At 56.4% G+C, this 10,918-nt stretch carries 7 protein-coding genes; 2 read left to right on the top strand and 5 right to left on the bottom strand.

Annotation, left to right across the window (positions count from 1 at the left end):
• From ACEW8N_RS13890 to ACEW8N_RS13870, 5 genes are all read right to left on the bottom strand, one after another.
• On the bottom strand, positions 1-1,093 hold a 1,093-nt coding region (locus ACEW8N_RS13890; RefSeq protein WP_373500430.1), incomplete at its 3' end, for a S8 family serine peptidase.
• Between the two features lie 295 nt (positions 1,094-1,388).
• Positions 1,389-3,011 (bottom strand): ABC transporter substrate-binding protein, encoded by a 1,623-nt coding sequence (locus ACEW8N_RS13885; protein WP_373500429.1) that lies wholly within the window; start codon positions 3,009-3,011, stop codon positions 1,389-1,391.
• 244 nt (positions 3,012-3,255) lie between these two features.
• Complete coding sequence (locus ACEW8N_RS13880; protein ID WP_373500428.1) at positions 3,256-5,199, bottom strand: HD domain-containing phosphohydrolase; 1,944 nt, start codon at positions 5,197-5,199, stop codon at positions 3,256-3,258.
• Between the two features lie 260 nt (positions 5,200-5,459).
• Entirely contained in the window at positions 5,460-6,899 is a 1,440-nt protein-coding gene (locus tag ACEW8N_RS13875) for an RtcB family protein (protein ID WP_373500427.1), read from the bottom strand.
• Between the two features lie 25 nt (positions 6,900-6,924).
• Positions 6,925-7,257, bottom strand: coding sequence for a hypothetical protein (locus tag ACEW8N_RS13870; protein ID WP_373500426.1), 333 nt, complete (start codon positions 7,255-7,257; stop codon positions 6,925-6,927).
• Positions 7,258-7,278: 21 nt separating this feature from the next.
• On the opposite strand from ACEW8N_RS13870, the gene ACEW8N_RS13865 reads away from it, so the two are divergent.
• Entirely contained in the window at positions 7,279-8,058 is a 780-nt protein-coding gene (locus tag ACEW8N_RS13865; protein WP_373500425.1) for a glycerophosphodiester phosphodiesterase, read from the top strand.
• Positions 8,055-10,901: a PHP domain-containing protein gene (locus ACEW8N_RS13860; RefSeq protein WP_373500424.1), complete on the top strand. Its 2,847-nt coding sequence runs from the start codon at positions 8,055-8,057 to the stop codon at positions 10,899-10,901. Before ACEW8N_RS13865 ends, ACEW8N_RS13860 begins: the two co-directional genes overlap by 4 nt.
• The last annotated feature ends 17 nt before the right edge of the window (positions 10,902-10,918 follow it).

Genomic DNA, 10,918 nt, shown 5'->3' with positions numbered 1-10,918 from the left:
CCCCGTCCGCCGAAGCCCCGTCCGCCGAAGCCCCGTCCGCCGAAGCGCCGTCTGCCGAAGCGCCGTCTGCCGAAGCCCCGTCTGCCGAAGCCCCGTCTGCCGAAGCGCCGTCTGCTGTCGTTTTCAGCGTGACATTCGGATCGTAGTTGGATTTATTTCCCACGGACGCCAGCATGATGATGCCGGCTTTGGAGGCCTCTTTGACCGCCCTCCGCACCGCCGGGCTGTCCTGGCGATAGCCGATGCTCATGTTGGCGATTCTGATGTCGTGATCAATGGCCCACTGGAGCCCGTAGATGATATTGGACAAATACCCCATCCCGTCATCGCCAAGAACCTTGATCGAATTCAGATCGATATCCGCTTCCTGCCCCCACGAATGCTCTCTGTCCAGAATTGCACCCAGAATTCCGGCGATATGGCTTCCGTGGCCATTGTCGTCATAGGAATCTTCCTCCTGGAGTTTGAGCCTGCCGTCATTTTCACTGAATTCATCCACGTTGACACCCTTTTGGACAATATCCCGGGTGTAATGATGAATGTCGTCTATTCCCGTGTCAAAGACGGCGATGGATGTTTTCGTTTCGTTCAGTTTGCCCAGGGCATCGATGACCGCATCAGGTATATCGTTCAGGGTGAGCCAGCCCGAAAAATATCGATTATCGTATGGCTGGTCAAAAAGCTTGAGAACACTCCAGGGGGCCTCGTACCGATTCGCGGCGTCGTCCACCATCGGGGGGCGCTTCAAGGGCTTGATGAAACTGGCGCCCTGGCCCTTGACGGCGTCGTTTCCGGAAAGCTCCAGATTGGTCTCGATCGATGAAACGCGGCGATCGGCCGCCAACTCCGCGTCGGTGACGCCCTCCGGAACCCCAGCCACCAGGCCGTTGATGATGGGGACCTCCATTGATATCACGACCCCGCGCTTCTCCCATTTTACGGCATACGCCCGGATCTCCGCCCATTTGGTTTTTTCTGAAAACAGAATGATCTTTTTGCGATAATTTTCCCCGGCATGAAGGGGCCTGAGGTTCACGAAGGTTACAACCATTATGACGACAACGACGGTCCATATCCATTTTGTATATTTCATCGGTCCCCCTAATCTATTTCTTTTTCCCGTTGTTTTGTCTTCTGCTTCCGAAGTGTCCTGCCCGGTGGAATAAAAGGCTATAATTTTTTTTATAATGCATATTAAAAAATCCACCGCGTTAAAACAAGGGAAAATTTTTATATTATTTTGTTGGGAAATTGCCCGAAAAATCGGGCCAAACTTGAGAAATTGCGATCCGAGCCGCTTCTTCCGGCGCATTCGTGCATCCGCATCCGACCGGACCACCGGAAATTCAGGGCGGCGTTTTTTTTATCTTTTTTGATTCATTATCAGGCTATTGGGTGGTCTTGAAATCGATCCACACCTTCCGGAACGGAATATAGGCCCCCCCCAGATAACTGATTTCAACACCCTTCACCCAGGGCTGAAAGAGGTAGTTGAAGCTGTTGACATGCTGGGTGATGACGGGGGCCTCCGACATGATCAGCCGCTGGGCCTCGCGGTAGATTTCGACACGTTTCATATAATCCATCTCGCGGCGGGCCTCTTCAAGCGTCTGATCAATGATGGGATTGGCATACCCCATCCGGTTGGTTCGGCTTTTGGAATGGAAAAGGACATAAAGAAAGTTATCAGGGTCTGGATAATCTCCATACCATGCGGCATAAAAAAGAGGCACTTTTTTGGCATCGATGAGCGAGACAAAATGCTTCCAGTCATCCGCAACCCTGGGGGTCACCATGATGCCGACGGCGCCCAGATATTTCTGATAGGCCGCCAGCTCCAACTGAACGCTCTCTGATTTGGATGCGGTCCATATCTCAAGGGGAGGAATGCCCTTCCCCATGGGATGACCGGCCTCCTCCAGAAGGCGCTTGGCCATATCGAGATTGTAGGTATACCCCTTGAAATCGGGATTGAACCCGGCGATGCCCGGCGGCAGAATGCCCTTGGCGCGGATGTTGCCCCGTTTGGTGATCTCCTTGACGATGGTGTCCGTATCGACGGCGCACGAGATTGCCTGACGGACCTTGACATTGTCCAAGGGGGGGATCTTGACGTTGATGCCGATGTAAACCAGGTTTAATGAGGGTTTGGACACCATATTGTACCGCTGGGTATAGTTCGGGTTCGTATGGATCATCTCATATTTGTCGCTCGGAATGATGGATTCTTCCAGATACCCCCTTTCAAAATCATCGAAGATTCTTTCAAGCTCGTTATTGGGGTAAATCTGAAAATAGAGGGAGTCCAGGTGGGGCCGGCCCCCGAAATATGAACCGTTTGCCGAAAGGATGATGCTCTTCCCCGGCTCCCAGGATTCAAATCGAAACGGCCCGGTGCCGATGGGCTTTTTGCTGAAATCCACGCCCATCGCCTCTTTGGGAACCACCTTGGCGTTCGCCATGGCCAGGATCGACAGGAAGGGTGCATAGGGCTCCTCCAGCCGGATGATCAGGGTATGGGGATCCCTGGCGATGAGGCCGGAAACCGTGTCGCTCGATCCTTCGCTGAAGGCTTTCGCCCCTTCGATGTTCATGAAAAAGGACGCCACGGGCGAACCGGTCGCCGGATCCAGAATCCTGCGGAATGAAAACACGAAATCGTCCGCCGTCACGATCCGGCCGTTGTGGAACCGGATATCCTTTCGGAGCAGGAAGGTATAGGATTTATGATCCCGGGCAATCTTCCAGATATCCGCGATGGCGGGAACAATATTCAGGTCTTTGTCGTATTCCACCAGGCCGTCGAAGAGGTTGTTGGCCACGTTTACGGCATAAATGTCGGTGATATACGCCGGATCAAGAGAACTGGGTTCGCCGGAGAGGGGAATGTTGTATTTTCCACCCGAAACCGGCCCCGGAACAGCCCAGGCAGGGGTTCCGCACAACACGCATGCGACCATGACCAAAAGCATAATTCGATTTCGCGAGCTGATAATTTTGAGTAGCATCATCTTCTTCTCTTCCTCTCCATATTTTTGGTGTTTCAGTCCGGCGCGTGCCTTTTCTGATGAATCTTTTCCGGCGGACTCAAAACGAAGGGCCAAAAAAAGCCACCCATCATTTCCGATCCATGGCCACCAACACCAATCATGACGAATCGGAAAAACATCCGGGTGGACCAATCTACCGACAGTGCCATCAGGATCCCTTGAACGAAATTCTGAGCACATATCGTGCCAAAATTATCAATGGGGCTTATATTCTTTTACCTATCGGCAACTGAATCAAGCGGCTTTTTTCTGCAAAATCATATACGTTGCCTTGGGCCAGCCGCTCTTCGTAGATTTCCAGAAGGACATCCACCACCTGACCATCGAACTGCCGCCCCCTGTTGTTAATCAGTTCTGTTTTGATGCTGCGGGACGGAAGCGACTCCCGGTAGCTCCTTATGGAGTTCATGGCGTCGAAGGCATCGGCGGCGATGATGATCTTTTCCGACAGGGAGAGATGGTCTCCCGTCAGGCCGTCTGGATAGCCCCGGCCGTCCTCCCTTTCATGGTGATGACGGACAATTCGGCGCTCTTCCCGGAGGGAGACGATGGGCTTCAGAATCTCCTCGCCGATCACCGGGTGCCGCTGAATGGCCTGGTACTCGGAATTATCCAGCATGCTGATTTTGTTTAGGATGTTATCGATGACGCCGATCTTGCCGATATCGTGAAGGAGTGCGGCATTATAGAGGATCTGCAGAGATTTGGCCTCCAGGTTGATGCGCCTGCCGATTTCCCGACTCAGGTCAGCCACCCGCTCCCCATGGCCGTGGGTATATTTGTCTTTAAACTCCAATGACTTGGCCAAGGATTTGATCGAGCTGATATAGGCGTTTTCAAGCTGAGCGAACAGCCGGATGTTTTCGATGGACGTTGTGGTCTGGCTGGCCAGCACGCAGAGCGTCTGCACCTCTCCCAACACCATGGCTTCCTTCTGATGGCGGATGAGGTTGATGAACCCGGCGATGTCATTGGATTGACGCAGCGGTATCGAGATGAGTTCGACTTCAGGAAAAAAACTGACGCTTGATTTGACGAAGGGTGCCCCGGCGTCGCCGTCATATCCGGATACGGAGGCGTTTTCACTGATGGCGATGAGGTAGTTCCTGTCAAAAAACGGACGCTCTTCAAGAAGCTTCTGAAACCGATGCAGATCCTTTTCGTCCACCTGGGGTTTGATGACGCTCGCGACCATTTTCGCCGATTGATCCGGCTCCAGGATGAGAAGAGACGCGGCCAGGGTCTCGGTGGCCGAGAGGACCACCTCCAGGATCTGGTCATAGAGCCGATCGTGGTTTTTCAGGGAGTTGATGGCCTGACTGGCTTCAAAGAGATGCCGCAGCCGCTGGTTGGTCAAGGTCAGCTCATTGTTGGAATCTTCTATGATCTGAATATGATCCTTCAGCTTTTCCTGCATCTTGCCGAAACGGTGGGCCAGGTAGCCGATTTCGTCGCGGGATTCGACCCGGATCTCCTGGTCATAATCCCCCTTTGAGATGCCTTCGACATGCTTCATCAAGGTTGCGATCGGCCGGGTGATGCGCGTCGAGAAAAGGATGGATACCAGGCAGCTCAAAATGAGCACGATAGCGCCCAGGATCAGCAGGGTTCTTCGGGTCTGTTCGATTCCAGCGTTCATGGACTCCAGGGACAATCCGATCCGGACGGTGGCCCAGTGTTTGTCAAGGACGCTGATGGGTGCTGCGATTTCACATATCTTTTTACTGCCGCCGTCAGATTCCAGATACCGGATCGACACGCCGCTGGTTTCCTCATCGCCGGCTGCGAGCAGCGATTTCAGGATGTGCTCCTTGAGGTGGGCGGCCCCCCGATACGCGGCAAGTTCGCCGTCGAAGAGCTGGATCATGGCATAAACCAGTTCGTTTCCCGTAACGGTTTCCGCCACATTCTGTTCCATGCCGACATAATTGTAGGTCGATACCAGGCTCGTATTCACAGCCGCGAGATTTTTAGCGATGGAAACGCCCCGCTTGAGGAATTCTTCCATGATCGAGTTGTGCATCCTGCGTTCGACCACCATGATGGTGATGGTCATGATCATGCATTCCAGCAGGATGATGCCGATCATAAATTTGGTCTGCAGGCGTATGCCGATGTCGCTTTTCTGTTTAGGTGTCAACAGTCGCATGGGGAGCAGGCCTTCGAATGAGAACAACGCAGGAGTCGTGCGTCAAATTGTCGTCACATTATCCATTACGAAATTCAGGATCACCGCTATTCCGCGAAGCGGCATCATAGATCGAGCCTTCATGGCATGATGCCGCGAAAATGCCGCCGGAAGGTCTTGTGTTGCGTCCGGCAAAAAATATATAATATTAATTATAACAAGGCTTGGCCGACACTGTACAAATATAAATCACAAATTTTACCAAAACTCAAATGGTATTATTACCCTTTTACAACCGCCATGGGTCTTAGCCGGGCGACTTTTCTGGAAAGACCCGCACCGTGGACGACCTCAACAACCTGGGAGATATCCTTGTAGGCGTCCGGCATCTCTTCCGCCATGGTGCCCCGCCCGGTCCATCGCACGAGGATTCCCCTGTCCTCCAGTTCCCGGTAGATGGCCCGCCCTCTGGCCGCCTTTTTGGCGGCGGTGCGGCTCAGCACCCTGCCGGCCCCGTGACAGGTGGAACCAAAGGTCTCGTTCAGGGCTTTGTCCGTTCCCACCAGAACATAGGATGCCGTTCCCATATCTCCGGGCACCAGGACCGGCTGCCCCACGCCCCGATACGCCGGAGACACCGCCATGTGTCCCGCTGGAAAGGACCGGGTCGCCCCCTTCCGGTGAACACAGACGGTGCGCGGTTTGCCGTCCACCAGATGCTCCTCCTTTTTGGCGATGTTATGACACACGTCATACAGCAGCCGCATGCCAAGATCCCTGGGCCCGATACGCAGAACCTTCAGAAATACCTCCCGGGCCAGATACATGAGGATCTGACGGTTGGCCCATGCATAATTTGCGGCGCAGGCCATGGCGGAAAAATACCGCTTGCCGGGATCGGACTGGATCATCGCACACGAGAGCTGACGGTCCGGCAACTCAAACGGGAGGGTCTGGACGTGCCGGGCCATGACCGCCAGGAAATCGTCGCAGATCTGATACCCCAGGCCCCGGGACCCCGAATGGAGCATCACCGTCACCTGGCCTTCGGAGAGGCCGAAGGCCTGCGCCACCCTTTCGTCGTAGATTTCGTCCACCACGCCGACCTCGAGAAAATGGTTGCCCGACCCCAGGGTCCCCAACTGCTTTTTCCCCCGAGCGAGCGCCCTGTCGCTCACCTCGTCGGGGTTTGCGCCGGACAGGCATCCGCCGTCTTCGGTATGCTCGATATCGCCCTCCTGACCGAAGCCGCGTTCAACCGCCCACGGACTGCCGGTTCTGAGGACCTCTTTTTCCTCCCGCTCCGTAAGGGTGATCGTCCCCTGGGACCCGACCCCGGAGGGAATGTTCCGGTAGAGCCCGTTGACCAGGTCCTCCAGTCGGGGCCTCACATCGCTTTCTTCCAACCGCGTCGTCGAAAGCCTGACGCCGCAGTTGATATCATAGCCGACACCCCCTGGGGAGACGACCCCCTCGTTCCAGTCGAAAGCCGCCACCCCTCCGATGGAAAACCCATACCCCTGGTGAATGTCCGGCATGGCCAGAGAGGCTTTCACAATGCCCGGAAGTGTCGCCACGTTGGCCACCTGGGTCAAGGCATCCTCGTGCCGGATCACTTCGATCATGGACTCACTGGCATAAATCCTTCCCGGAACCCGCATGTTTCCGGTTCTGGGAATTTCCCATGTATATTCGTCAATCTGGATCAGTTCGCTCGCCATCGCTTGACCTCCCCCGCCCGGCGTCTCAAGGCCCCGGATGCCGCCGGGTCAAAAAAAACGCAACAGGCCGGTATGATATGAAATGATGATCATGCATTGTTGTCCAGGCGCCGTCGGGATCTTCATGACGCCCGGCAGGCCGACACCGAATTCCAAAACCCATCGGCAATTGAAGCATAGAGAAGATATGGCCGCTATCAAAAAAACCAAAATCTTTAGACTTTCCGGCGATACGCTGCGCCGCCGCCGCAATCAGGTGTTCGATTTCATCAGGAAGACGGGCGGTGCGCCCACAGCGCCACTTTTCAGTGGACGACGCCCCCGATTTATAATATTTATCAAAGGTTGAAAAATTCAATCGCCCTTGTCAGGAGGTTCGATGAAGATGCAGCGCCTCCGGTATCCGCTGATCATCGCCCACCGCGGCTGCAGTCTGCGATACCCGGAAAATACCCTCATCGCTTTTGAAAAAGCCCTCGAATCAAAGGTTCAGATGATCGAACTGGATGTGACGCTGACCCGGGACCGGGAACTCGTGGTCATCCACGACGAGACCCTCGACCGGACCACGAACGGCCGCGGCAGGGTGATGGACCATACTCTGGCCGAATTGAAGCGGCTGGATGCCGGCGGCTGGTTCTCCCGTAGGTTCACGGGGGAGCCCGTCCCGACCCTGGCGGATGTGCTGAAGATGGCGGTCGGACGGGCCGCCGTCAATATCGAGATCAAGCCCGAGGCCTATGACACCCGTCACCCGGAGGATGCCGTCGAACGCCAGGTATGGGAGCTCCTGCATCGTCAACACATGACAGACGATGTCGTGGTCTCCAGCTTTGACGCCCGGGTTCTGACCGAAATCTCCCGGATGGAACGCCCGCCGGCACTTGGGTACCTGACCGAAGGGGCCGGCCTTGGCGGGGTTTTCGACGTATGTCAACGCATCGGCGCTTTTTCCTGGAACGTCGATTACCGATATGTGAACCGGACACGGATCGACCAGGCCCACGCCATGGGGCTGCGGGTGTTCACCTATACCGTCAATTCCCGCAAACAGATCCTGTCATTGCTTGACATGGGGGTTGACGGCATATTCACGGACGACCCTGTGGCGGCGGCGGCCTGTCTGTCGAATTCCGGCAGCGAGGAGCGGCGGGTATGATGGATCGCAGACGGCATCGGTTCAGGCGATGGTTCAACCGGGTCATCGATGCGGTGAGCTTCAACGACCAGATCCGGGACCTGGTGGAGATGCTGAACCGGAAGGTCGAGCAAACCGAAGAGGCGACGCCGGACCTCCTCTCCCACCCGGGCGGCTTTACCCGGGCGTTTCGGAAGCGGCGCATGGGCATTGCGGAATCCTACATCCGGATCGCCCAGAAACTGATTCACAGCAACGTCCGGGACCGCCTCCACGCCCTGAAAACCCTGGTGGCTTTTTCTTTGCACGCCAAGACCATCAGCATGCCCCTCAATACCGCCCGCGTCCAGACGGAAATCATGAAAGAGGCGGTCAAGAACATCCGGAACCGACGCCGCCAGATGGAGATGATAGCCGATTTCTCCCTGGCGTCTTACGGCCACGAGGCGACCATCCGCCGCTTTCTGCAGGAACTGCGGCGGCTTGAGGTCCCGGAAACAGACCAGCCGCTCAAAAACCTGGACATGGGATGGGACGCCCATGTCCACGACAACCTCTCAGAGGGAAGAAAAACCCCCAGCCAGCTTGTTCTGGACGCCTTCATCAAGGGCATTTCCCGCCTCACCCTGGCCTACTACGACATCCCCCACCGGGATATCATCTTCGAGGCGATGGAAGCCGGCCGAATCCTGGGCGTCGAGGTCTCCATCGGGATCGAGTTCAGCGTCGGGCGGCGCACCCGGAGAAAGCATTTCCTGTTCCTGCCGCCCGCCGTAACCTGCGACGCCTTTCTGGAATTCTTCAATTTGAACTGCGGGGTGCTCGCCCATTTCTACGACGGCCTGGAGGAAAACACGAATCACCGGCGGCGGGTCATCACGGAGATCCTGGAAAATTTCAATCGGACCCACCGCATCGAAATCAACCAGGGCTTTCCCGAGGACGGCATCTTTGCCCTTCAGCCGCTGCAGCTCTCCGATCTTGAAAGGATCGTTCCCCACGGCCAGTTCTCCCGGAACCACCTGAGCGAACTGATTTACGAACAGCTCAAGGAGGTGCTGAAAAAGCGGGTTCTCCTCCTCAAGGCCCAATTTGAGATCGCAAGGCAGATGTTCCGGGAGGACATCTTGACCGGCTGGGAGTTCGAACAGGTGCTGACCGCCTACCGCCAGGTCCGGAAACGCTACACCGCCTTGAGCCCCGCGGAGATTAAAAGCGAGTATTTTTCGGGGAAGAATATCATCGACTACGACTCCGCCTTCGCCTCCGAAGCGGAGATCATGCCGGATCTGAAAAAGTCCGGCGCCGTCATCGTCTTCAACCGCCCCCTGGAGCACGGGTTCGAATCCGCCGTCGAGACGGTTCTTGCGGCCCATCCCCACATCGACCAGATCGAGCTGATGAACATGCGCGACAGCATGGGCCGGGACCCGACCGAGATCATCCGCCTGACCCGCTTCGTCAGCCTGGTCAACACCGGCGCCCTCCCGGAACTGAAGCGATTCCTGAACGATTTTCACAGTCGGACCGTTGACCCCGGCCTTGCCGGGAACGCGCTCGAAAAATACCACCAGGACCCTCTGATCCCCCTGGCGGCCAGCGCGGCCACCGGATGGAAGCCTCAGGTTCCCGGCATGGGGTTCATCCGGGAATCGCGCATCCCGAAAAAATCCCGCAAATATTTCTGCCAGACCCATTATCGGCTTCCCAGGCCCGTCTCGGACCTGATCAACGGGGCGGGGCGGACCTCGAATACCGATCCGAACAGCCCGGGCACCATTGACGAAATATACTGCCTGGGAAAAAGCGGCCATTTCAGGCCGAATCTGGTGGGCGACGAGGCGCACATCGAAAAGATCGGCCCCCTGAGGACCTGGCGCTACCTCAACCCGTCGCTCAAAAACATCATTCGCGTGGCCATCGGCGTGATCCCGGCCTACCTCTGGATCGGCTGGGAATACACCCTGGTCTGGTTCGGGATCACCTTTTTCCGGAATGTATTCGTGGACCTCGTCGCTTTTTCAGGGCCCCGTCCCAAGGCATGGTCCATCCGGGACGTCAACTTCGACAACACCACCCAGTCCCTCTTCTGGACGGGATTTTCGGTTCCCCTCCTCGGAATGGTCAAGCTGGGGTTCGACTATTCCTGGACGTTCGCCTTCACCGGACTGCTTTTCGTGTGGCTGAAATTTCTGGTGATCTGCATCGCCAACGGCCTCTACATTTCGGCCCACAACAAGCTCCGCCGGTTCGACAACCGGGTCATCCGGGCCAATTTTTTCAGGAGCGTCCTGGCCTGGCCCTTTTCGGCCGCCTTTTCACCCCTCGGCAACATGTTGCTGGTGCCCAGCATCGTTCAGGCCAAATTCTGGTCCGACGTGGTGGCGGCCGTCATCGAGGGCATGGGAAAATTTCAGCAGAAGATCGTCCTCAGGAAGCGGGATTACCGGGAGCTTCTGCCCCTGCTCCGGTCCGAGGACAGGGAGACGCGCATGACCGCCATGATGGACATTCTTTATATCTGGGGAAAGCGCCAGCGCGGGGCAAGCGGCCTGGCCCAGATCCTCCGGGGCCGCTGGGGTCCGGCCACCTCGCGGGGTGTTTTCAAAAAGATCGATCCGGAAAAAAAGAAAGCGCACGCGGCATCCGGTGCGGCGTATCTGGACCTGATGATCGCGATGTTCGCCCCGCACCAGGTCACCCCGGAAATCCCCCGGTTCATCCTGACCAAATACACCCACCACGAGGTCATCGTGTTGATCGATATGCTCGACGCCCACCTGATCCCGTTTCATTCGTGGCTGAAAAACCTCAGGAAGAGCGCGGGGAAAGACCTCCCGCCGACCCCTGCCGATGCCCTGTGACGGCAGATCCTCCGGGT

Source organism: Desulfococcus sp., from assembly GCF_041737845.1.
Lineage (GTDB): Bacteria > Desulfobacterota > Desulfobacteria > Desulfobacterales > Desulfococcaceae > Desulfococcus.
This window is presented reverse-complemented; position numbering and strand designations above follow the sequence as displayed.